This is a genomic window from Mycolicibacterium duvalii, assembly GCF_010726645.1.
Classification (GTDB): Bacteria; Actinomycetota; Actinomycetes; order Mycobacteriales; family Mycobacteriaceae; genus Mycobacterium; species Mycobacterium duvalii.
Window position 1 is genome coordinate 266,365 of sequence record NZ_AP022563.1, and the last position, 23,873, is coordinate 290,237.

At 70.0% G+C, this 23,873-nt stretch carries 19 protein-coding genes; 11 read left to right on the forward strand and 8 right to left on the reverse strand.

Annotation, left to right across the window (positions count from 1 at the left end):
- Positions 1-3: 3 nt before the first annotated feature.
- Positions 4-726, reverse strand: coding sequence for a maleate cis-trans isomerase family protein (locus G6N31_RS01320; protein WP_098004779.1), 723 nt, complete (start codon positions 724-726; stop codon positions 4-6).
- Positions 727-806: 80 nt separating this feature from the next.
- Here G6N31_RS01320 and G6N31_RS01325 point away from each other — a divergent pair, with 80 nt between their 5' ends.
- From G6N31_RS01325 to G6N31_RS01335, 3 genes are read left to right on the forward strand one after another with little or no spacing between them, the layout of a single operon-like run.
- A complete protein-coding gene (locus G6N31_RS01325) occupies positions 807-1,793 on the forward strand; it encodes a D-2-hydroxyacid dehydrogenase (protein ID WP_098004778.1) in 987 nt (328 codons plus the stop codon).
- Complete coding sequence (locus G6N31_RS01330; protein ID WP_179964251.1) at positions 1,793-3,202, forward strand: amidase; 1,410 nt, start codon at positions 1,793-1,795, stop codon at positions 3,200-3,202. Before G6N31_RS01325 ends, G6N31_RS01330 begins: the two co-directional genes overlap by 1 nt.
- On the forward strand, positions 3,199-3,702 hold the full coding sequence (locus G6N31_RS01335; RefSeq protein WP_098004776.1) for a DUF3830 family protein: 504 nt from the start codon (positions 3,199-3,201) through the stop codon (positions 3,700-3,702). Before G6N31_RS01330 ends, G6N31_RS01335 begins: the two co-directional genes overlap by 4 nt.
- An 8-nt stretch (positions 3,703-3,710) precedes the next feature.
- Here the strand turns inward: G6N31_RS01335 and G6N31_RS01340 are convergent, their stop codons facing one another.
- Positions 3,711-5,588, reverse strand: a complete 1,878-nt coding sequence (locus tag G6N31_RS01340; RefSeq protein ID WP_165776260.1) for an ABC transporter ATP-binding protein — start codon at positions 5,586-5,588, stop codon at positions 3,711-3,713.
- Between the two features lie 20 nt (positions 5,589-5,608).
- Positions 5,609-7,351, reverse strand: a complete 1,743-nt coding sequence (locus tag G6N31_RS01345; RefSeq protein WP_098004774.1) for an ABC transporter ATP-binding protein — start codon at positions 7,349-7,351, stop codon at positions 5,609-5,611.
- A gap of 118 nt (positions 7,352-7,469) precedes the next feature.
- Between G6N31_RS01345 and G6N31_RS01350 the strand changes: the two genes are divergently transcribed.
- Positions 7,470-8,063 (forward strand): DUF3558 domain-containing protein, encoded by a 594-nt coding sequence (locus G6N31_RS01350; protein ID WP_420091015.1) that lies wholly within the window; start codon positions 7,470-7,472, stop codon positions 8,061-8,063.
- Complete coding sequence (locus G6N31_RS01355) at positions 8,060-8,599, forward strand: DUF3558 domain-containing protein (RefSeq protein ID WP_098004773.1); 540 nt, start codon at positions 8,060-8,062, stop codon at positions 8,597-8,599. Before G6N31_RS01350 ends, G6N31_RS01355 begins: the two co-directional genes overlap by 4 nt.
- Positions 8,600-8,713: 114 nt before the next feature.
- On the opposite strand, the gene G6N31_RS01360 is transcribed toward G6N31_RS01355, so the two are convergent.
- Positions 8,714-9,238, reverse strand: a complete 525-nt coding sequence (locus G6N31_RS01360) for a SixA phosphatase family protein (protein ID WP_098004809.1) — start codon at positions 9,236-9,238, stop codon at positions 8,714-8,716.
- Positions 9,239-9,353: 115 nt separating this feature from the next.
- Here G6N31_RS01360 and G6N31_RS01365 point away from each other — a divergent pair, with 115 nt between their 5' ends.
- From G6N31_RS01365 to G6N31_RS01380, 4 genes are read left to right on the forward strand one after another with little or no spacing between them, the layout of a single operon-like run.
- A complete protein-coding gene (locus tag G6N31_RS01365; RefSeq protein WP_098004808.1) occupies positions 9,354-10,502 on the forward strand; it encodes a metallophosphoesterase family protein in 1,149 nt (382 codons plus the stop codon).
- Positions 10,499-13,177, forward strand: coding sequence for an AAA family ATPase (locus G6N31_RS01370; RefSeq protein WP_098004772.1), 2,679 nt, complete (start codon positions 10,499-10,501; stop codon positions 13,175-13,177). The genes G6N31_RS01365 and G6N31_RS01370 overlap by 4 nt, the downstream gene beginning before the upstream one ends.
- 10 nt (positions 13,178-13,187) lie before the next feature.
- A complete protein-coding gene (locus G6N31_RS01375) occupies positions 13,188-14,726 on the forward strand; it encodes a GMC family oxidoreductase (protein ID WP_098004771.1) in 1,539 nt (512 codons plus the stop codon).
- Between the two features lie 31 nt (positions 14,727-14,757).
- On the forward strand, positions 14,758-15,975 hold the full coding sequence (locus tag G6N31_RS01380) for an alpha/beta hydrolase (RefSeq protein ID WP_098004770.1): 1,218 nt from the start codon (positions 14,758-14,760) through the stop codon (positions 15,973-15,975).
- Here the strand turns inward: G6N31_RS01380 and G6N31_RS01385 are convergent.
- The 4 genes from G6N31_RS01385 to G6N31_RS01400 are packed head-to-tail and all read right to left on the reverse strand — an operon-like array spanning position 15,972 to position 21,401.
- Positions 15,972-17,687, reverse strand: coding sequence for an oligopeptide ABC transporter substrate-binding protein OppA (locus G6N31_RS01385; RefSeq protein ID WP_098004769.1), 1,716 nt, complete (start codon positions 17,685-17,687; stop codon positions 15,972-15,974). The two genes, G6N31_RS01380 and G6N31_RS01385, sit on opposite strands and share 4 nt — an antisense overlap.
- 11 nt (positions 17,688-17,698) lie before the next feature.
- Positions 17,699-19,549, reverse strand: a complete 1,851-nt coding sequence (locus tag G6N31_RS01390; protein WP_098004768.1) for an oligopeptide ABC transporter ATP-binding protein OppD — start codon at positions 19,547-19,549, stop codon at positions 17,699-17,701.
- A complete protein-coding gene (locus tag G6N31_RS01395; RefSeq protein ID WP_098004767.1) occupies positions 19,546-20,427 on the reverse strand; it encodes an oligopeptide ABC transporter permease OppC in 882 nt (293 codons plus the stop codon). Before G6N31_RS01395 ends, G6N31_RS01390 begins: the two co-directional genes overlap by 4 nt.
- Positions 20,424-21,401 carry an oligopeptide ABC transporter permease OppB gene (locus tag G6N31_RS01400; RefSeq protein WP_098004807.1) on the reverse strand — a complete coding sequence of 326 codons (978 nt, stop codon included), beginning with the start codon at positions 21,399-21,401 and terminating at the stop codon, positions 20,424-20,426. The genes G6N31_RS01395 and G6N31_RS01400 overlap by 4 nt, the downstream gene beginning before the upstream one ends.
- 217 nt (positions 21,402-21,618) lie before the next feature.
- Between G6N31_RS01400 and G6N31_RS01405 the strand changes: the two genes are divergently transcribed.
- Complete coding sequence (locus G6N31_RS01405; protein WP_098004806.1) at positions 21,619-22,323, forward strand: response regulator transcription factor; 705 nt, start codon at positions 21,619-21,621, stop codon at positions 22,321-22,323.
- Positions 22,301-23,863 carry a sensor histidine kinase gene (locus tag G6N31_RS01410; protein WP_109790845.1) on the forward strand — a complete coding sequence of 521 codons (1,563 nt, stop codon included), beginning with the start codon at positions 22,301-22,303 and terminating at the stop codon, positions 23,861-23,863. Before G6N31_RS01405 ends, G6N31_RS01410 begins: the two co-directional genes overlap by 23 nt.
- The last annotated feature ends 10 nt before the right edge of the window (positions 23,864-23,873 follow it).

The following is a 23,873-nucleotide window of genomic DNA, read 5'->3' on the forward strand; positions in this document are numbered from 1 at the left end:
GGCTCAGCGCTCCATCAGCTGCTGGCCGGGTCCGACGGCCTTGCGGCCGATCAGGCTCAGCGCGTGCCACATGGTGACCTGGTTGGCGGTCAGCACCGGCTTGCGCAGTTCGGCTTCCAGCGCGCCGATCACGTCGTAGGTCGGCATGTTGGTGCAGCTGATGAAGATCGCCTGCGCGTCCTCGGTGTCGGTCTGGCGCACCAGCTGGGCGGTGACGTCGTGGGGCACGGTCCAGATGTCGGAGGTCAGACCCAGCCCGGCGGCCGCGGTCACCTCGATGCCGGACTCGCCGAGAAACGCCGTCAGTCCCACCGTCAGATCCGCGGTGTAGGGCGTGGCCGTCGCGACCCGGGTGAAGCCGAGATAGCGCAACGCGGACAGCAGCGCGCCGCTGGTGGTCAGCGCCAACGGGGCACCGGCCGCCAGCATCGCCTGCACGAGCGCCTGCTCGGCCAGCGGACCGCCGACGAAGCTGCCCGACGTGCAGGCGTAGGCGGTGACCAGCGGCGAGATCGCCGAGACATCGGTGACACCGCGCGCCGCCATCTCGGGATCGGAGATGTGCACGGCCATCTCCATGGTGGCCGGCATCGGGGCATAGGGCATGCGGGTTACGTGGAGGCTCACATCATTGGGAAGCCACCGCCAGAGTTCGCGGTCCAGCGCGAAATCGTAGGGCACTACAACGCCGATTCCGGCTTGCTGTAGAGGCGGCAACGCGTTCATTGGAAAAGTGTGGGGCCACCGGCGCCCCCCCGCAAGTCGATTGTTGACAATCGTACGTTCCACTTCCTAGCCTCGTGCCAATGCCTGGATCACGCCCGGTTGTCGCGGTGTTGTGCGCGAAACCCGATGACCGCCCACCCGGGTCTGACGGCTGGGCCGACGACCTCGCCGTCGACGTCCGGTTCTGCACCGCCGACGGCCTTGCCGACGCCGTTCGTGGCGCGCGGGCGCTGCTGCTGTGGGACTACTTCTCCACCGCGGTGCGCGACGTATGGAGCCACGCCGGGGACCTGGAGTGGATCCACATCACCGCCGCCGGGGTCGACACGTTGTTGTTCGACGGGCTCACCGAATCCGATGTCGTGGTGACCAATGCGCGGGGCGTGTTCGACCGGCCCCTGGCGGAGTTCGTGCTCGGCGCAGTGATCGCGCACGCCAAAGACAGTCGGACCAGTTATGCGCTGCAGGCCCGTCACGAGTGGCGCCACCGCGAGACCCGTGGGATCACCGGGGCGCACGCGCTGGTGGTCGGGACCGGCGGCATCGGCCGGGAGATCGCCAAATTGCTGCGCGCGGCGGGACTGACCGTGCGCGGTGCCGGCCGGCGGCCCGTCACAGGTGACCCGGACTTCGGCGAGATCGTCTCCAGCGCCGACCTTTCCGCGATCGTCGGGTGGTGTGATCACCTGATCCTGGCCGCGCCGCTGACCGCGCAGACCCGCGGTCTGGTCGACGCCGAGGTGTTGTCGGCGATGAAGCCCGACGCTCACCTGGTGAACATCGCCCGCGGGCCGATGGTCGACGAGGCGGCATTGCTGGACGCGCTGTCCGCGGGCCGGATCGGTGGCGCGACACTGGACGTGTTCGACACCGAGCCGCTGCCGCGCGAGCACCCGCTGTGGGATGCGCCGAACGTGACGATCACCGCGCACATGTCCGCCGATGTCGTCGGCTGGCGGGAGAATCTGGCCGCGCAGTTCACCGAGAACGCGCGGCGCTGGCTGGCCGGGGAGGAATTGCACAACGTGGTGGACAAGAAGCTGGGATATGTCCCAGGGGGGCAGTGATGTTCGAGGCGACCGAACTCGTCGCGGGTTATCGCGACAAGACCATCTCGCCGGTGGAGGCCACCCAGGAAGCGCTGGACGCGATCGAGGTCAACGACGGCGCGGTCAACGCGTTCGTGCTCGTCGACGCCGAGGGCGCACTCGCCGCGGCCAAGGAATCCGAGGCGCGTTGGCACGCCGGGGAGCCGCTGGGCCCCGGCGACGGGGTACCGACGTCGATCAAGGACATCTTCTTGACCCGTGGCTGGCCGACACTGCGCGGCAGCGCGTTGATCGACACCACGGGCCCCTGGGATGAGGATGCGCCGTGCGTGGCTCGGCTGCGCGAGACCGGCGCGGTGCTCCTGGGTAAGACCACCACCCCGGAGTACGCGTGGAAGGGCGTCACCGACTCGCCGGCCTTCGGGCCCACCGGGAATCCGTGGAATCCGGCCATGACCGCGGGCGGGTCCAGCGGCGGCAGCGCTGCGGCCGTCGGGCTGGGCATGGGGGCGTGGGCGGTGGGCACCGATGGCGGGGGATCGGTGCGCATTCCGGCCGGTTTCACCGGGACCGTCGCTCTCAAGCCGACTTTCGGGCTGATCCCGCACTACCCGCCGAGCCCGTTCGGGACGCTGGCCCACTCGGGGCCGATGACCCGCTCGGTGCGTGACGCCGCGGCGCTGCTGGACGTGATCACCGGCTTCGACGCCCGCGACTGGGCGGCCATGCCGACCCCGACTGCTTCGTTCCTCGAGGGCCTCGACGCCGGGGTGGCCGGGCTGCGGATCGGCTTCTCGCCGGATCTCGGCTACGTGCGCAACGTCGATGACGTCGACGCCGCGGTGCGTGCGGCGGTGGCGGTGCTCGCCGATGCGGGCGCCCTGGTCGACGAGGTCGACCCGGGCTTCAGTGATCCGGTCGACGCCTTCCACGTGTTGTGGTTCTCCGGGGAGGCCAAGGTGCTCGAGCCGCACGGGGTACTGGACCAGCTGAGCGGCCGCGTCGACCCGGGGCTCCTGCGCACCGCCGCGGTCGGCGCGCGGTGCTCGGCATCGGACTACCTGGACGCGATGGCCGTGCGAATGCGGTTGGGACAGTTGATGGGTCGCTTCCACCGGGACTACGATGTGCTGATCACACCGACACTGCCGCTGCCGGCATTTCCCGTCGGCCAGGATGTTCCCGACGGATCGCCATCGCCGGACTGGACCAGCTGGACGCCGTACACCTACCCGTTCAACATGACCCAGCAGCCGGCGCTGAGTGTGCCGTGCGGATTCACCGCCGCAGGCCTGCCGGTCGGGCTGCAGATCGTCGGGGCCCGCCATGCCGACGCGACGGTGCTGCGGGTCGGGCAGGCCTACCAGTCGGTGACCGACTGGCACCGACGCACACCCACATCGAGGACCCAGGAGGGCCGCACGTGAGCAGACTCATCACCGTTTCGTTGGACAAGCGGGGGGTGACCTGCACGGCGCGGCTGCTCGACGAGCAGGCGCCGCGGACGTGTGCGGCGGTGTGGGAGGCGCTGGCCGACGGGTTGTCCGCACAGGTTTTTCACGGAAAGTACGCGCGCAACGAGATCTACACGCTGCTCCCGGCTTTCGCCGCCGCCGACCCGGGCGCGGAGAACACCACGGTGACGCCGATCCCCGGGGACCTGTGCTGGTTCTCGTTCAATTCCGATCAACTCGGCAACCCGGCCTACGGCTACGAGAACTCCACCGGCACCGGCACCACCGGCGCAATCGTCGATCTGGCCCTGTTCTACGGGCGCAACAACCTGCTGATCAACGGGGACCAGGGCTGGGTGCCGGGCAATGTGTTCGGGGAGGTCGTCGACGGCCTGCCGGACATGGCCGAGGCCTGCCAGGACCTGTGGATGGGCGGCGTACGGGGGGAGACGTTGACGTTCGCCCGCGCCTGAGGACCGACTCAGGCCCGCGTCATCGTCCAGTACTCGCCCCGGCGGGCCAGCAGCTCGTCATGACTGCCCTGCTCGACGATTCGGCCGCCGTCGAGCACCAGGATCACGTCGGCATCGCGGATCGTCGAAAGTCGATGGGCGATCAGGAAACTGGTGCGATCCCGGCGCAGCCGCGCCATCGCCTGCTGGATCAGCACCTCGGTCCGGGTGTCCACCGAGCTGGTCGCCTCGTCGAGCACCAGCAGCTGCGGCCGCGCTAGGAAGGCGCGGGCGATCGTGATGAGCTGCTTCTCGCCGGCGCTGATGTTGGTGCCGCCGTCGTTGATGCGGGTGTCGTAAGCGTCGGGCAGCGTGTGGACGAACCGGTCGACATAGGCCGCCCGCGCCGCATCGAGCACCTCGTCGCGGGTGGCGTCGGGCCGCCCGTAGGCGATGTTGTCGTAGATCGTGCCGCCGAACAGCCAGGTGTCCTGCAGCACCATGCCGATCCGCGACCGCAGCGAGCCGCGGCTCACCGTGGCGATGTCGACCCCGTCGAGCAGAATCCGGCCGGCGTCCAGGTCGTAGAACCGCATCAACAGGTTGACCAGCGTCGTCTTGCCGGCTCCGGTGGGTCCGACGATCGCGACGGTGGTCCCCGGTGCGACGTCCAGTGACAGGTTCTCGATCACCGGTACGCCGGACTGGTAACCGAAGGACACGTGCTCGAACACCACCCGTCCGCCGTCACCGGTCGGGGCGGGTAGCGCGCGGGGCGGGTCCGGCGTCTCCTCCTCGGCGTCGAGCAGGTCGAACACCCGCTCGGCGCTGGCCACGCCGGACTGCAGGGTGTTGTACATCCCGGCGATCTGGGTCAGTGGCTGGTTGAACTGCCGGACGTACTGGATGAAGGCCTGGATGTTGCCCAGCGTGATCTGCCCGGTGGCCACCTGCAGACCGCCGACGACCGCGACGGCGACATAGCTGAGATTGCCGACGAAGATGGTGGCCGGAGAGACCAGGCCCGACAGGAACTGTGCCCCGAAGCTGGCCTGGTAGACGTCGGCGTTGAGCTCACGGAACTGGTCCTCGGCCTGAGCGCGGTGCCCGAACGTCTTGACGACGGTGAACCCGCTGTAGGTCTCCTCGATGTGGGCGTTGAGCTTGCCGACATTGGTCCACTGGGCGACGAACAGCCTGCGCGACCGGCGTGCGATCGAGCGGGTGACCCACAGCGACAGCGGCACGGTGACGACGGTCAGCAGTGTCAGCAGCGGTGAGATCGTCAGCATCATCACCAGCACCGCCACCACTGTCAGCACCGAGGTGAGCAGCTGGGTGATCGACATCTGCAGCGACTGCTGGACGTTGTCGACGTCGTTGGTGACCCGGCTGAGCACCTCGCCGCGCCGGCGGGTGTCGAAGTACTGCAGGGGCAGTCGGTGCACCTTCTCCTCGACCGAGGTCCGCAGGCCGGCCATGGTGCGTTGCACCACCACGTTGAGAAGCCGGGCCTGCAACCAGACCATCAGCGCCGCAACCAGATACAGCACCAGTGCCAGCGCCAGCGTGCGTGCCACCGCGGCGAAGTCGATGCCCTGTCCCGGCACCGCGCCGCTGCCCGCCAGCAGGTCGGCGAACCTGTCGTCACCGGCCGCGCGCGCCGCATCGATCGCCTGTTCCCGGGTCAGGCCGGCCGGCAGTTGGCGGCCGATCACCCCGTTGAACAACAGGTCGGTGGCATGCCCGAGGATGCGCGGTCCGATCACCCCGACCGCGATGCCGCCGATGCCGAGCAGCAGGACCGCCGCCGTCATCGCTCGATTGGGTGCGAGCAACTTCAGGATTCGGACCGCTGACCCGGTGAAGTCGCGGGACCGGACCGCAGGCGGTTCGCCCATGCGCATCGGGCGGGCCAGAGGACCGCTCACCGGGGGCCCGCCCCGACCGCCTGGGAGTCGGCGAACTCCCGATAGGTCTGACAGGTCTGCAGCAGTTCGCGATGGCTGCCCGTGCCGACCACGCGCCCGTCGTCGACGACGACGATCTGATCGGCGTCGGCGACCGTCGAGATGCGTTGGGACACCATGATGACCGTCGCATCGGCGGACACGTCGCGCAGGGCGCGCCGGACCCGCGCGTCGGTGTGCACGTCGAGGGCGGAGAACGCGTCGTCGAACAGGTAGATCGCAGGACGGCGGATCACCGCACGCGCGATGGCCAGTCGCTGACGCTGGCCCCCGGAGAAGTTCATCCCACCCTGAGCCACGCGCATCCCCAGCCCGTCGGGGTGGGCGGCGACGAAGTCGTCGGCGGCCGCGACCCGCAGCGCCGCCCACATCTGCTCTTCGGTGACCACCTGCCCCGGGCCGGCGCCGATCTGCAGATTGTCGGCCACCGTGCCGGAGAACAGGTATCCGCGTTGCGGCACCAGGCCGATGGCCGACCACAACCGCTCGATGTCGTAGTCGCGCACATCGGTTCCGTCGACGAGCACCGCGCCCGCCGTGACGTCGTAGAGGCGGCAGATCAGCGAGATCAGCGTCGACTTACCCGCCCCTGTGGAACCGACCACCGCGGTGCTGGTACCGGGCCGGACGATCAGCGAAACATCCTGCAGCACGGGGCGATCCGCGCCGGGGTAGGTGAAGGTCGCCGATTCGAACCGGATCTCGCCGACGACGATATCCGGTGCCGCGGGCGACGGGTGGTTCTGCACGGCGGGGTGGGTGTCGAGGACCTCGGTGATCCGCTCGGCGCACACCGAGGCGCGCGGGATGATCACGAGGATGAAGGTCGCCATCAGCACTGCGAGGAGAATCTGCATGAAATACGACAGAAACGCGATCAGCGATCCCACCTGCATCTGACCGGCATCGATGCGCTGCCCGCCGAACCAGATCAACGCCACACTGGACACGTTGATCACCAGCGTGGTGACGGGCAGCATCAACGCCTGCCACCGGCCGGCTTCGAGCGCCGTGCCGGCCAGCGCGTGATTGGCCTCGGCGAACCGGCTGCGCTCATGGGACTCGCGGGCGAACGCCCGGACCACCCGCAACCCGGTCAGTTGTTCGCGCATCACCCGGTTGATGCCGTCGATCTGACCTTGCAGACGCCGGAAGACCGGCAGCAGGTGCGACACGATCCAATAGTTGGCCGCCGCCAGCAGCGGCACGCTGATCAGCAACAGCCACGACAGTCCGGCATCCTGATGGATCGCCATGAAGATCCCGCCGACCGACATCAGCGGCGCGGTGATCAACATCGTGGCGGTCAGCTGCACCAACAGTTGAATCTGCTGGACGTCGTTGGTGGTACGGGTCAGCAGCGACGGGGCGCCGAACCGTGCGGTCTCCTCGGCGGAGAACCCGGTGATGTGGTGGAACAGCACCGACCGCAGGTCGCGACCGAAGCCCATGGCTGCGCGCGAACCGAAGTAGACCGCGCCGACCGCGCACGCCACCTGCAGCGCGGTGACCGCGAGCATCACCATGCCGAGCTCGACGATGCGGCGCAGATCTCCTTGAGTGACTCCGTCGTCGATGATGGCCGCGTTGACCGTCGGCAGGTACAGCGTGGCCAAGGTGCTGACCGCCTGGAGGGTGGCGACCACGGCCAGCAGCCGGCGATACGGCCGGACATGCCGTCGAAGCAGCCGCCAGAGCATCCCGCTACTCTCGCACACCCGCCCTCGTGCGGAGGTGTTCGGCTGACCGCCCTGAGAATTCGTTAAATCGGCTGGTCACCCGGCATGTCGGTGGTTGGGTGGAGGGCCTGCCGCTACAGTGCATGGCGTGAACCACAGCCAGCGCAGCATGAGCCGGTCCGCCGCGGTGTCACGGGTGCGTTCCGCGCTGGCCGTCGCGCTGGCAGCCGTGTTCCCGGTGCTGGCCGGGTGCTCCGACGGCCAGTCGCCCGCACCGGAGGTGCCGTCCTCGGAGGCACCCGACCAAGACGTCGCCCACGGCCCGTTCTTCCCGGAATGCGGCGGCATCAGCGACCAGGAAGTCATCGCGCAGACCCGGGTGCCGGGACTGGTCAACACCGCCAAGACCTCGGTCGGCTGTCAGTGGCTGGCCGGCGGCAGCATCCTGGGTCCGCACTTCTCGTTCACCTGGTTCCGCGGCAGCCCGATCGGGCGCGAACGCAAGACCATGGAACTGTCCCGCACCAGCGTGGAGGACATCAGCATCGAGGGCCACGACGGCTTCATCGGCATCAACGAGGACCCGGAGTTCGGCGTCAACCTCTGCGAGATCGGCATCCAGTTCAACGACGACTTCATCGAATGGTCGATAAGCTACGGGCAGCCGCCGTTCCCCGACGCCTGCGAGGTGGCCAAGGAATTGACCCGGCAATCGATTGTGAACTCCAAATGAGGGCCCGCCACGCGCTCGTCGCCGCGGCCGCGGCGCTGCTCACCCTGACCGGCTGCACGCAGACCGTGGACGGTACCGCCGCGAAGGCCGGATCGGGCAGCACCCCGCGCAACAACGATTCGGAGCGGCAGTACCCGAACCTGCTCAAGGAGTGCGAGGTCCTCACCGAGGACATCCTGGCCGAGACCGTCGGGGCCGACCCGCTCGACATCCAGAGCACCTTCGTCGGCGCGGTGTGCCGGTGGCAGGCGGCCAACCCGGCCGGACTGGTCGATATCACCCGCTTCTGGTTCGAACTGGGCAGTCTCGACAACGAGCGCCAGACCGCCGAAGAGTTGGGCTACCAGATCGAGAACCGGTCGATCGCGGGCATCACGTCGTTCGTGATGCGGCCCGAGGACCCCAACGGCGCGTGCGGAGTGGCCAGTGACGCCGCCGGTGTGGTGGGCTGGTGGGTCAATCCGCAGGCGCCCGGCATCGATGCGTGCGGGATGGCAGTCAAGTTGATGGAGCTGACGCTGGCCACCCGCGCCTGACCGGGACGGCCGCGGGTTCTTCGCCCAGTGTGCGCCCCGGGCGGTTTTCGGGCCCACTTTCCGCCGTGGGCTCACGCTCGGCGATGTCACCGCCGTGCGCGCACACTCGACGCGTCAGCGGGCGGTGTGGAACGCCACCAGCTGAGCGCTGCCGAGTTCCAGCCCGGCCCATGAGGTCTCGATGCGCAGCACCGCCACCGACGAGGTCGGGAACCGGTCGGCGACCTGCGCTCCGACCTCGGACTCGATGCCGTCGACGGCCAGCGCGAGGGCCAGCGACGACATCACCGGTTCGTGCCCTACCACCAACAGCGTGGCCGGGTCATCGCCGAAATGAGTCGGGGACGCGTTGATCTCGGCCAGGGCCAGGCCCGGCGTCGCGTCGTAAAGGCGTTCCAGATAGCGGACCGGTGCGTCGATACCGGTGCGTTCCAGGGTCTGGCGGGTGCGGACCGCCGTGGAACACAACACCGCGTCGACCGGGGGTACGTGGGCGCGGATCCAGTCGCCGGCCAGCGCGCCTTCCCGGACCCCGCGCGCCGCCAGCGGCCGGTCGTGGTCGGCGACTCCGTCGGGATACCCCGACTTGGCGTGGCGCAGCAGCAGCAAGGTGCGGTGGGCCCGGCGAGCATCCGTCATGGCGAACAAGGCTAGGCCATGCCGGTGCGCGTCCCCGGACTTGTCGGCGGGCCGCCATACACTCGCCATGCCCGACGAAGAGCTCGCCGGGATGTGGGACAGGACGGGGGCCGACATGCGATTTCTGCACACTGCCGACTGGCAGCTCGGCATGACCCGGTACTTCCTCAACGGCGATGCGCAGCCCCGGTATTCGGCCGCCCGCCGGGAAGTCCTGACCGCGCTCGGCGCCGTGGCCGCCGACACCGGAGCGGAGTTCGTCGTCGTCGCCGGCGACGTGTTCGAACACAACCAGCTCGCGCTGCGCGAGGTCAGCCAGTCGCTGGAGGCGATGCGCAGCATCGGGGTGCCGGTCTACCTGCTGCCGGGCAACCACGATCCGCTCGACGCGGCCTCGGTGTACACCAGCGCACTGTTCACCGCGGAGTGCCCCGACAACGTCACCGTGCTCGACCGTCCCGGGGTGCACGAGGTGCGTCCGGGGCTGGAACTGGTCGCCGCGCCGTGGTTCTCCAAGGTGCCGACCACCGATCTGGTCGCCGATGTGCTCGCCGGGGTGCCCGCCGACGGGGTCACCCGCATCGTCGTCGGTCACGGCGCGGTCGACATCCTGGTGCCCGACAAAGACCGTCCGTCGCTGATCGCGCTCGCCGCGGTCGAGGCCGCCATCGAACGGCGCGCGGTGCACTATGTGGCCCTGGGGGACAAGCATTCTCGCTTCGAGGTCGGTGCCACCGGCCGCGTCTGGTACTCCGGATCTCCGGAGGTGACCAACTACGACGACATCGAACCCGACCCGGGCCAGGTGCTCGTCGTCGACATCGACGAGACCGATCCGCGCCGGCCGGTCCACGTCGACGCCCGCCGGGTCGGCCACTGGCGGTTCCTGTCGTTGCGACACGGTGTCGACAACCGCCGTGACATCGCCGACCTCGACATCAACCTGGACATGCTGCCGGACAAGGACCGCACCGTGCTCCGGCTCGGCCTGACCGGGACACTGACCGTCACCGACAAGGCGGCACTCGACGCGGCCCTGGACCGGTACGCCCGGCTGTTCGCGGCCCTGGTGCCCTGGGACAAGGAGACCGACATCGCGGTGCTGCCGGCCGACGGCGAATTCGACGGCTTGAACATCGGCGGCTTCGCGGCGGCCGCGGTCGAGGAGCTGGTCACCACCGCGCGCTCGACCGGTGCGGATGCCGAGGACGCGCGCGCGGCGCTGGCCCTGCTCCTGCGTCTGACCGAAGGGGGAGCCGCATGAGACTGCACCGGCTCACGCTGACGAACTACCGCGGAATCACGCACCGCGACATCGAGTTTCCCGACCGCGGCGTGGTGGTGGTCAGCGGGCCCAACGAGACCGGCAAGTCGTCGATGCTCGAAGCCCTCGACCTGCTGCTGGAAGCCAAGGACCGCTCGGCGAGGAAGGAAGTCAAGCAGGTCAAACCCACCCACGCCGACGTGGGCGCCGAGGTCAGCGCCGACATCTCCACCGGTCCGTACCGGTTCGTGTACCGCAAACGGTTCCACAAGCGGCCCGAGACCGAACTGACGGTGCACGCGCCCCGCCGCGAACAGCTCACCGGCGACGAAGCCCACGACCGGGTGCGCGCCATCCTCGCCGAGACCATGGACGTCGACCTGTGGCAGGCCCAGCGAGTGCTGCAGGCGGCGTCGACGTCGGCCGCCGACCTGTCGGGGTCGGATGCGCTGTCGCGGGCACTCGACGTGGTGGCCGGCGAGGTCGACGACCAGCCCGCCTCCGCGGGCGGTCTCGAGACGCTGCTGATCGACCGTATCGACGAGGAGTACCGGCGCTACTTCACCTCCACCGGCCGCGCCACCGGGGAGTGGGCGGCGGCCGCGGCTCGGCTGCGCGCCGCCGACGAGGCGGCCGCCCGATGCGCAGCCGAGGTCACCGAGGTCGAGGAGGCGGTCCGTCGTCACGCCGCCCTCACCGCCGAGCTGGCCGGGCTGAAGGACGAGAAGGCCAGAACCACTGAGGAATTGGACCAGGCCCGTCTCACCGCGCAGAAGATCGCGGCGCTGCACAGCGAGGTCGAACGGGCAGCGGTCTTCGCCAAGGCCGCCACGGACACCGCTACGGCCTCCGGTACGGCCTGGCGCGAGCGGTGCCGGTGCCGCGCCGACGTCGAGGACCGCGCCGCGGCCATCGCCGAGTTGCAGACCGCAGCGGAGACCGCGGCCGAGGCACACGACACCGCGGTCGAAATGCAGCTGGCCGCCGACGCGACCGCCGAGCAGGCCCGGGCGGGGCTGGAGGCCGCTCAGCGGCGTCTGGATGCCGCGCACGCGGCGGTGCAGCGGCTCACCGACCGCGAGACTCTGGCGCGGCTGACCGGTCGGCTGAGTGCGCTGGAACAGCACTCGCGGACCCTCGAGGAAGCGCGCCGTGAACTCGCCGCGGTCGTTCTCAGCGACGCGCTGATGGCGACGATCGATGACGCGGCCGCCGCGGTGGCGCAGGCCGCCGCTGCCGCCGAGCAGGCCTCGGCCCATGTGGAGTTGGTGGCGTCCGCCGACATCGAGGTCCACATCGCCGGGAAGCCGGTGAGGTTGCGTGCCGGCGACCGCTGGGAATCCGCGATCACCGGGACCACCGGCGTCGATGTCGCCGGGCTGCTGTCGATGCGGGTCGTTCCGGGTGCGCCGGCGGCCACCACGCAGGCCGACCTCGACCACGCCACCGCGACACTGCGCGAAGCGCTGGGCCGGGCGGGCGCCGCCGACGTCGCCGAGGCGCGCGCGCTTCACCGGCGCCGCGCAGAACTGCAGGCAGCGGTCAAGGAGCACACCGCGATCCTGCAGGCGCTGACCGCAGAGGGTGACGCCGCCCAGGTACGCGAACAGATCGCCGAGCTGCGTGCCCGGCAGGCCGAGAACGACAACACCGCCAACCACAACGCCAACCACGAGGACGCCGCCCACGACGAGACACCGGAGCCGGTCGCGCTGCGCGCCGAGCTGGCCGCGGCTGTGGCCGCACACCAGCAGGCGCGCAACGACTGCGAGACCCAGCGCAAGCTCGCCGAGGAGACCGGCAAGCTCGTCGCCGACCGGGGGTTGCGGGCCGCGCGCGCCAAGGAGAAGCTGCAGGCCGCTCGCGACGAGCTGGCAGTCGCCGAACAACGACTGGCGAGCCAGCGCGCCCAGGCGCCCGACGACGAGCTCACGGCCAAGGCCGACACCGACGACCGGGCCGCCCGCCTCGCCGACGCCGCGGTGACCCGGCTGCGTGACGAATGGGCCGGGCACCATCCCGACGCGGTGGCCGCCGCGCTGCAGCAGGCGCAGGACGCCGACACCGCGGCGACCGCGCGCTACGCCGAGACCTTCGAGGCGCTGCGCGAGGTGGCCGCCGCGCTGAAGGTGTACGGATCCGAAGGCCGTCGCAGCGCACTCGACGCGGCCGAGGCCGAGCGCCAACACGCCGAGAGCGAGTACCAGCGGGTGCAGCGCCGCGCCCAGGCCGCGCAACTGCTGAGGACGGTGATGGGCCGGCACCGCGACACCATGCGGATGCGCTATGTCGATCCATTCCGCGGCGAGGTCGAGCGTCTGGGCCGGCTCGTGTTCGGGGAGAGCTTCGAAGTCGACGTCGACAGCGATCTGCGCATCGGGGCCCGCACCTTGTCGGGGCGCACCGTGCCCTACGAGTCGCTGTCCGGGGGCGCCAAAGAACAGCTGGGCATCGTCGCCAGGCTCGCTGGAGCGGCGCTGGTCGCCAAGGAGGACAGCGTTCCGGTCGTCATCGACGATGCGCTGGGTTTCACCGACCCCGATCGGCTGGCCAGAATGGCCGAGGTGTTCGACACCGTCGCCGGCGACGGACAGGTCATCATTTTGACCTGCAGCCCCCAGCGGTACGCCGACATCCGCAGTGCCTGTCATATCGAGCTGGCCGGCTCGCTCTAGACTCCGGCCCGTGGACGCCGATTACGTCATCGTCGGAACTGGAGCCGCGGGAGCGGTCTTAGCCAACCGCCTCAGCGCCGACCCGTCGGTGCGGGTCGTCGTGCTCGAAGCCGGGCCGCGCGACAGGGACCCGTTCGTCCACATCCCCGCCGGGTTCTCCCGTCTGATGCGCGGCCGGCTGGACTGGGACTACCTGACCGAGCCGCAGCAGGGCCTCGGCGGTCGGCGCATCTACTGGCCGCGCGGCAAGATGCTCGGCGGGTCGACGTCGATGAACGCGATGATGTGGGTCCGCGGCTTCGACGCCGACTACGACGAATGGGGCCACCACGCCGGCGCCGAGTGGGACTACGCGCATCTGCAGCCCTACTTGCGGCGCATCGAATCCGGACCGCTGGTCATCTCCCCGCAGCGCAGCCCGCGCGAATCCACCGCCGCGTGGCTGGCGGCCGCCGAGCAGTGCGGCCACCGCATCGAGGAGCCCAATCAGGATCAACCGCAGGGCTTTTGCCAGACCAGGGTCACGCAGCGCCGCGGCTCCCGGTTCAGCTGCGCCGATGCCTACCTCAAGCCGGTCCGCAAGCGCAAGAACCTGACCGTGCTGACCGAGGCGACCGCGACGCGGGTGGTGTTCGCCGGCAACCGCGCGGTCGGGGTCGAGTTCGACGGCAAGGCGGGACGGACGGTGGCCACGGCGCGCCGCGAGGTGGTGTTGTGCGCCGGCGCGATCAACACCCCCCAGCTGCTGATGCTGTCGGGGATCGGCGACCACGACCGGCTGGCGCGGCTGGGGATCGTGACCGTCGCGCACTCCCCGGCGGTCGGCACCAACCTGCTCGATCACCTGGTGGTGCCGCTGGGCTTCGACGTGCCCTACGGCTCGCTGACCGACGCGCAGAAACCGCTGGAGCTCCTCAACTACCTGGTGAGACGGCGCGGGATGCTCACCTCGAACGTGGGGGAGGCCTACGGGTTCGTCAAGAGCCGGCCCGACCTGGACCTGCCGGACCTGGAGCTGATCTTCGCTCCCGCACCGTATTTCGACGAGGGAATCGGTGACCCGTATGTGGGCCACGCCGTGGTGATGGGCCCGATCCTGCTCACGCCGCAGAGCCGCGGCACCATCACGCTGCGCTCGAGCGACCCGCACGACAAGCCGACCATCGATCCGCGCTACCTCACCGACGGCGCCGGTGCCGACCGGGCGGCCCTGATGTCGGGCCTGCGCATGTGTGCCGACATCGCGCGGGCACCCGCGCTCAAGGACATCGTCGGGCGCATCGCCCGCCCCCTCGACGCGTCGGTGCTCGACGACGACACGTTGGCGCGGGCGCTGGAATCTCTGTCGCACACGCTCTACCACCCCGTGGGCACCTGCCGGATGGGCCGCGACGACGCCGCCGTCGTGGACCCGCAGCTGCGGGTCCGTGGCGTCACCGCGTTGCGGGTGGCCGACGCGTCGGTGATGCCGACGATCATCCGCGGCCACACCCAGGCTCCGTCGATGCTGATCGGCGAAAAAGCGGCGGATCTGATCCGTTCCTCCTGACCGAGGCTGCACCCCGGCACAATGGCCCGTGATGACGATGACCACCCGCCGCCGCCGGATCCATCGCCGGCTCGCGGCACTGCCCGGGGTGCGGGCGGTGCGTCGGCCGGTGCGCCCCGGCGCAGACGAGCACTTCGACGTCTACTACGTGCGCACCGGACGTAAGTCCGCCCATCCGCTGGTGGTCATCCCCGGCGGCCCCGGCGCGGCCTCGGTAGCGCTGTACCGGTCATTCCGCCGGCGCGCCGCCGTCGCAGGCCTCGACGTGATCATGGTCGAGCACCGCGGTGTCGGATTGTCCCGCCATGACGACTCCGGGGCCGACCTGCCTGCCGAAGCGCTGACCATCGAGGCCGCCGTCGACGACATCGCCGCGGTGCTCGACGACGCCAAGGTGGCGCGCGCCACCGTCTACGGGGCCTCCTACGGGTCCTACCTCGCCGGCGGCGTCGGAGTCCGGCACCCCGGCCGCGTGCACGCGATGGTGCTGGACTCCCCGCTGCTGTCCGCCGACGACATCGACGCTGTGCGAACCCGCATTCGGCGGGTGTTGTGGGACGGCGCGGCGCCGGGCAACGACGTGCTGGCCGCCACCGTCCGGCGGCTGGTCGACGACGGGAGTCTGGCCCGCCGCGACGTGCAACTGATCGCCGACCTGTACGGCACCGCCGGACCGCAGGTGCTGCAGCGCCAGCTCGATCTGTTGGCGAGTGGTCATCGCCGGCTCTGGTCGGCGGTCGAGCTCGGAACCCGCACCCTGCTCGAGCGCAAGACGCTGTACCACCACGAACCCGACCTGGTGGAGCGCATCGCCTATCGGGAACTCAACTACGGCGCCGAACCCGACGGCGGCCCACTCGATCCCGCGGTGGCGTTGCGTGAGATGGCCTCCGGGGACATCGGTTTCGATGCGGAACCCTTTGATCTGCGCGCGGCGATGCCCGACTTCGGCTGGCCGACCGCCGTGCTGTCGGGAGGTCGCGACCTGACCACGCCGCCGGAGGTGGCCCACCGCGTGGCAGACCTGATCCCCGGGTCGGTCCTCGTCGAACTGCCCACCGCAGGGCACAGCATCCTCGACACGCGTGAGCCGGCGGCGCTGCAGGTGTGCGCCGCTGCGGCGGCCGACCAACTGCACCAGCTGGCCCCCCGCGCGGGCGAACTCGACGCGCTGCCGGCCAACGGCACGATACGGCTGCTGATCGGCGCGGTCGCCGTAGCCGCGCGGGTCGAAGCGCTCCTGCCCTAGTTCATGAAGCCGATGGCGGTGTAGTTCAGGTCGCCGATGCCGGCCGGACCGTAGTTGGCCAGACTGCTGCGCACCGCGACATTGCCGGCGGCCTGGAACAACGGCAGGCTGTGCCCCTCGGCCCAGATCATGGTGTCGACCTCGTTGGCCAGAGTTCGCGCGGTGGCCGGATCCAGTTCGGAGAGCGTCTGTTCGATCTTGGCGTCGATCTCGGGACTGCCGATCTTGGCGTAGTTGCTCTCTCCGTCGGAGGCGTAGATCTGGGTCAGGCCCGACAGCGGGAACGCGTCTCCGCCCCAGGCGAACTGGGCGATGTCGAAATTGCCGGGGATCACGAACTCGCTGAACAACTTTCCGCCCGCGGCCGGCACGAGCTCGAGGTTGACGCCGATCTGCGCCAGGTTGCTCTGTGCGATCTGCGCGATGGCGCGGGTGCTCTGAGCGTCGTAGAAGACGTCGCGGATGGTCAGGGGACGCCCGTCCTTCTCGCGGAACTGCCCGTTCTGGCGCCACCCCAATTCGTCGAGTTCGCGTTTGGCCGCCTCCGGGTCGAAGCCGATGCTGTTGTCCTGGTAGCCCTCCTGGCCGGCGACGTAGATGTGGTTGTTCAGCGGAACCGGGTTGTCGACCAGACCGCGCTGCGAGACCGACGCGATGGCCTGGCGGTCGATGCCCTTGGTGATCGCGATCCGCAGGGCACGGTCGGCCAGGATCGAGCCGGGAGCGCCGTTGAACGTCAGGTGATACCAGCTCGGCGCCGGTGCGCGGCGCACCGAGACACCTTCGGTGCGGCGCGCGATGGTCAGATCGTCCAGGGTCGCCAGTCCGACGGCGTCGAGCGCGTTGTTCTGCAGCGCCGGCATCTTCGCGGCATCGTCGAGCACGGTGTAGGTGATCGAGTCCAGCACCGGTGTGGCGCCCCACCATTTCGGGTTGCGGGTCAACATGATTCGTTGTGCGCCCCGGTCGATGGTGCTGATCATGAAGGGCCCGGCCGACAACGGCGGAGCATCGAGCAGGCTCCGGTTGAACGTCTCCGGGTCTCCGGTCACCGTCTTGGGCATCAGCATGCTGTTGCCGGCGAACATGCCCCTCCAGTCGGCGTAGTGCCGGGCGAAGGTGACCACCGCCTGGCGGTCGTCGACGCCCCGGGTCACCGACTCGACGCGGTCGCTGCCGTTCGGCGCGGCGAACAGGTAGCGGTCGTCCTTGCCGCTGGTCGCGTTGATCTGCGCGGCGATGTCCTCCCACGTGACCGGGCTGCCGTCGGACCAGACGGCCTTCGGGTTGATGGTGTAGGTGACCACCTGCGGCTCGGTGCCGGTCAACTCGACGTCGGTGAAGAAGTCGGAGTTGACCGTCATCTCGCCGTCGGGCTTGATGAAGAACGCGCGCGGCAGCGTGGCGCGCAGCATCGCGCCCAGCTCGCCGAGGTTGCCGTCGACGTGCAGATAGTTGAAGTTCGGCGGGAAGCCGCTCAGCGCCAGCCGCAGGTTGCCGCCCTGGCGCAGCGTGGCCGGGTCCTGCGGGTTGATGTCGGCGGTGACGCCGATCTCGGCGTCACCTCCGGCCGAGGGCACCTCGTCGTTCCCGCTGGAACACCCGGTCACCACCAGCGCCGCGACCAGTCCCACGCCGAGCAGCCGCGCAAGACCGCTCTTGCGCGACCGAACAGGGGTGCTGGTGACTGCTCGCGGGGTGAGGTGGGTCATGCGGACCGACTTTAGTCACGATCTGGCCGCGGCTGAGGAACCGCGGCCAGCAATCGGCGTGTGTACTCGTGGGCCGGGTCGGCGAACACGTGCTCGCTGTCGCCCTGCTCGACGATCACCCCGCGGTGCATCACCGCGACCCGGTGGGCGAGGTGTTTGACCACCGACAGATCATGCGAGACGAACAGGTAGGCCAGCCCGAAGCGGTCCTGCAGATCGAGCAGCAGGTTGATGATGCCGGCCTGAATCGACACGTCCAGCGCCGAGACCGGCTCGTCGAGGGCCAGGATCTTCGGCTGCAGCGCCAGCGCCCGCGCGATGCCGATCCGCTGCTTCTGGCCGCCGGAGAACTCCGCGGGATACCGGTCGGCGTCCTCGCGGCGCAGCCCCACCAGGGTGAGCAGGTCGGCGACCCGCTCGTGGGTGGCCGCGGTGTCGAACCCGTTCGCCTGCAGGGGTTCTGCCAGCACATCGAAGACCGGGAGGCGCGGGTCGACCGAGGCGACAGGGTCCTGGAACACCACCTGAAGGTCTTTGCGCAGCGCCCGGCGGGTGCGGCGGTCGAGGGTCGCGACGTCGGTGCCGAGCACTTCGATGGTTCCGGCCTGCGGCGGTGTCAGACCGAGAATCTGGTGCAGGGTCGTCGATTTGCCGGAACCGGACTCGCCGACGAGGGCCAGCGTGCGGCCCTGCTCCAGGTCGAAGCTGACGCCGTCGACGGCGCGCACCTCGCCGATCCGCCGGCGCAACACCGCCCCCTTGGTCAGCGGATAGGTCTTGACGAGGTCGCGGGCCCGCAGCACCACAGGCGCGTCTGCGGGTTCCGCCGCCGACGTCGCCCGGGAAATCGACACCCCGTACAGGTCGGCGGCGCTGCGGCCGGCCACGTCGGAGGGGCGGATACACGCCACCCGGTGGTCCGCTCCGACCTCTTCCAGCGCGGGTTCGGCGGCGCTGCAGTCGTCGACGGCCAGCGGGCAGCGCGGCGTGAACGGGCAACCGGGCGGCAACGCCGACAGCGACGGGGGAGCGCCGGGGATCGGCACCAGCCGGGCGCCCTGGGCGGCGTCGAGCCGCGGCGCCGATCCCAGAAGCCCTGCGGTGTAGGGCATCCGGCGGTCGCGGTACAGCTCGGCCACCGGCGCGGTCTCCACCGCGCGCCCGGCGTACATCACCAGCGCCCGGTCGGCGAACTCGGCGACCACCCCGAGATCGTGGGTGATGATCAGCACCCCCGCACCGGTGACGTCGCGCGCGGTGCGCAGCACGTCGAGGATCTGGGCCTGCACGGTGACGTCGAGTGCGGTGGTCGGCTCGTCACAGATCAGCAGGTCGGGGTCGTTGGCGATGGCGATCGCGATGACGACACGCTGACGTTCGCCACCGGACAGCTCGTGCGGGAACGCCCGCGCCCGTTTCTCCGGTGCCGCGATACCGACCAGCTCCAGCAGCTCGACGGCCCGCGCCCGGGCGGCCCGCCGGCCGACGTCGCGGCGGTGCACCCGGATGGTCTCGGCGATCTGGTCGCCGACGGTGTACACCGGCGTCAGCGCCGACATCGGGTCCTGGAACACCGTGCCGATCCGGTTACCGCGGATTCGTGACATCTCCCGGTCGGCGGTGCCGAGCAGCTCGGCGCCGTGCAACCGCGCCGACCCGGACACCTCGGCGTAGTCGGGCAGCAGGCCGATCACCGCCATCGCGCCGGCGGACTTGCCGGCCCCCGACTCCCCGACGAGAGCGACCACCTCGCCGGCGTCGACGTGATAGTCCAGGCCGCGGACCGCGGCGACGCGTTCGGTCCCGGTCGCCGTGTCGACCGGGAACGTGACGGTCAGACCCCGCACCTCCAGCAGGCTCATCGGCGACCTCGCCGAGCGCGCGGCCGGGCGTTGGGGTCCAGCGCGTCGCGCAGGCCGTCGCCGATCAGGTTCGCGCACAACACGATCAGCACCAGCATCCCCGCCGGGAACAGGAAGACCCACGGGAACGTCGTGACCGACCGGGTGCCGTCGGCGATCAGCGTGCCCAGCGACACGTCAGGGGGCTGCACGCCGAACCCGAGGAAGCTCAGCCCGGTTTCGGCCAGCACGGCCACACCGACATTGAGCGCGGTGTCGATGATCAGGATCGACGCCACGTTCGGGATGATGTGGCGGGTGATGACGCGCCAGTGGCTGACGCCCATGTAGCGGGCGGCGACGACGAACTCGCGGTCCCGCAGGCTCATGGTCATCCCGCGCACGATGCGGGAGCTGATCATCCAGCTGAACGCGGCCAGCAGCACGATCAGCCAAAAGACGGTGTGGGACCGCTGCGTCAGCGGCGTCACGATCGCGATGAGAATGAAGGCCGGCACCACCAGCAGCAGGTCGACCAGCCACATCAGGGCGCGGTCGCGCCAGCCGCCGAAGTACCCCGCGACCGCGCCGACGGTAGCCGCCAGCAGCGTGGACAGGAACGCCACGAACACCCCGATCAGCAGCGACTTCTGCATACCGCGCAGCGTCTGGGCCAGCAGGTCCTGACCCAGCGCGTTGGTGCCGAACCAGTGCTCGGCGCTGGGCGGCTGCTGCAGTGCGTAATAGTCGAGATCGGTGTAGGAGTACGGCAGCAGCGGAGGCAGCGCGTAACAGCCGATGAACAGCAGGGCCAGCACCACCAGCGACACCACCGCCGGGGTGTTGCGCAGGAACCGGCGCCGCACCAGCGTGCGGCGTGAGGTGAATGTGGTGCTCATCGGGCCCGCACCCGGGGGTCGAGGGCGGCGTAGATGAGGTCGGACAGCAGACCGGCCAGCAGCACCGTCGCGCCGGAGAACACCGTGATGGCCGCGACGATGTTGGTGTCCTGGGCGGCGATGCCGTCGACCACCCACTCGCCCATGCCGTGCCAGCCGAAGATCTTCTCGACGAACACCGCGCCGGTCACCAGCGCGCTGACCCCGTAGGCGAACAGCGTCGCCATCGGGATCAGCGCCGTGCGCAGGCCGTGCTTGAACAGTGCCTGACGGCGAGTCAGCCCCTTGGCCCGGGCGGTGCGGATGAAGTCCTGCCCGAGGACGTCGAGCATCGCGTTGCGCTGATAGCGCGAGAACCCGGCGATCGACGCCAGCGCCAGCGTGAAGGTCGGCAGCACCAGGTGCTGCAACCGGTCGACGAAGCGGTCCCAGCCGCCCCCGGTGGCGTCCGGGGACGTCTCGCCGGTGTACTCGAAGATCTGCATCCCGAGCGCGGAGTTGACGTTCAGCGCGCCGAGGATCAGCAGGTTGGCGATCACGAACGTCGGTGCGGAGATGATCAGCAGCGACAGCAGCGTGATGACCCGGTCCGACAGCCGGTATTGCCGCACCGCGCTCCACGCGCCGACGACCACCCCGATCACCGTGCCCAGCACCGACCCGATGACGACCAGCCGCAGGCTCACCCCGATCCGGCGCCACAGTTCCTCGGCGACGGGCTGGCCGGCGACCGTGGTGCCGAAGTCCCCGCGCACCGCTCCCGACACCCAGCTCAGGTATCGCAGCGGGATCGGCTGGTCGAGGCGCAGCTCGGCGGCTTTGGCGGCGATCACGGCGTCCGGGGGGCGCGGATTACGTTCCAGCAGGCTCTCGAGCGGGTTGAACGCCACCGAGGTCAACGCGAAGGTGAGAAACGAGGCCAATGCCAGCAGCAGCGCGTAGTTGAGCAGTCGGCGCGCCAGGAAACGGGTCATCGGGTGAGTCCGCACCGGCACTGCATGGGCCAAGGTTAGGAGACGTCGGTGTGGACGACGTGATGGCGGGGCCGATCGCGTCCACGGTGCGCACAGCGGGCGCACAGAAATCGCACAGCGGGTGCTCATCGGATCGACCGATAATGGTGCGGTGGTCACCGCCCCGCACGGAGCCCCCGACGACGTCGGGGGCGATCTCGAGCCCGCCCGGGCGGTGATGCGGCGCGCCGACGGCAGCCCGATCCGGGTGCTGGTGGTCGACGACGAGCCGGTGCTGGCCGAGCTGGTGTCGATGGCGCTGCGCTACGAAGGCTGGGAGATCAGCACCGCCGGTGACGGCGCGAGCGCGCTGTCGGTGGCCGAACACACGCCGCCGGACGTGGTGGTGCTCGACGTGATGCTGCCCGACATGAGTGGACTCGACGTGCTGCGGGAGCTGCGTCAGCGCAACCCCGGCCTGCCGCTGCTGCTGTTGACCGCCAAGGATTCGGTGGAAGACCGCATCGCGGGGCTGACCGCCGGCGGGGATGACTACGTGACCAAACCGTTCAGCATCGAGGAAGTGGTGCTGCGTTTGCGAGCCCTGTTGCGGCGCACCGGGATCACCACCGAGACCGGAGGCCGCAAGCTGGTCGTCGGTGACCTGGTGCTCGACGAGGACAGCCACGAGGTGAGCCGCGCTGGGGAGCCGATCGCGTTGACGGCCAAGGAGTTCGAGCTGCTGCGCTTCATGATGCGCAACGCCCGACGGGTACTCAGCAAGGCGCAGATCCTCGACCGGGTGTGGAACTACGACTTCGGCGGCCGGTCCAACATCGTCGAGCTGTATGTGTCGTATCTGCGCAAGAAGATCGACAGTGGGCGCGATCCGATGATCCACACGCTGCGCGGGGCGGGGTATGTCCTCAAGCCCGCCCGGTGAGCGCCGCGGGCTGCGTTCCCCGCGCTCCTGGTCGCTGCGCACCAGGTTGCTCGTCACCCAACTGCTGCTGTTGGCCGCGGTGTGTGCCGGCATCGGCGTCGCAACCGAGTTCGGACTGCACCGTTTTCTGACCGGTCAGCTCGACGAGCAGGTCATCGAGGCGGGGCGGCGGTCGGTCATGATGTTCGATCACGGACCGCCACCGCCACCCGGCCGCCCCCCGATGATGCGGCCCCGGGACTTCCCGGGCCGACACCCGGGCCTGCGGATCGACGACGGTCCGGGGCCGGCGTTCCTCAACGCGCCCGGGCAGGCCACCCGCACGGTGGGTGCGGTGGTGACCGACGGTCAGGCGGAGACGGCGGGGGTCATCACCGGCGACGGCGCCCGTGCCGAGATCTCCGGCCCCGCGGCCGCCCGGCTCGCCGAGGTGGAGGTCGGTCGGCCGCCGCAAACAGTGGACCTCGACGGGCTCGGCCGCTACCGCGTCGTCGCGATGCCGAGTCTGTTCACGCCGCAGACCGTTGTGACGGGTCTTCCCACCGATGACGTCGACGACACCATGCTGCAGGCGCTGGTGATCTTCGTCGTCGTCGCCGGGGCGGCGTTGGCGGTGGCGGCCGGCGCCGGCGCGGTGCTGGTGCGCCGCGAGATGGCGCCGCTGGAACGGGTTTCCGACGCTGCGCAGCAGGTCGCCGACCTCGAACTCGACCGCGGCGAGGTACGGCTGCCCAGCCCGATCGTCGAGGTGGACCCCGTGGCCGCGGGCACCGAGGTCGGCCGGCTGGGCACCGCGCTGAACCGGATGCTCGACCGCATCGCCGGCGCGCTGAGGGCCCGGCACGCCAGTGAAACCCGGGTGCGGCAGTTCGTCGCCGACGCCAGCCACGAGCTGCGCACGCCGCTGGCCGCGATCCGCGGTTACACCGAACTGGCACAACGCAAACGCGCCGAGCTGCCCGACGATGTCGCCCACGCGATGAACCGGGTGGAGTCCGAGGCCACCCGGATGACGCAACTGGTCGAGGACATGCTGCTGCTGGCCCGGCTCGACGAAGGCCGGCCGCTGCGGCGCGAGCCCGTTGACCTGACCCGCTTGGTGGCCGACGCGGTCAGCGACGCCCAGGCTGCAGGGCCCGGCCACGCGTGGCTGCTCGATCTGCCCGACGAGCCGGTGATGGTCTCCGGTGACGAGGACAGACTCCATCAGGTCCTGGCCAACCTGCTGGCCAATGCGGCCACCCACACCCCCGACGGCACGTCGGTGACCACGTCGCTGACGATGCGCGCCGACGGCGCCGCGGTGCTCACCGTGTCCGACGACGGCCCCGGTATCCCGGCCGAGTTGTTGCCCAACGTCTTCGAGCGCTTCGCCCGGGGTGATTCGTCGCGCTCGCGCCGCGACGGCAGCACCGGCCTCGGGCTGGCCATCGTCGATGCCGTCGTGCGCGCCCACGGCGGCACGATCACCGCACACAGCGATTCCGGGACAACGCGTTTCGTGGTCAGTTTGCCCACGAAGCTCACAGGCGGCGCATAGCTAGGGCCCA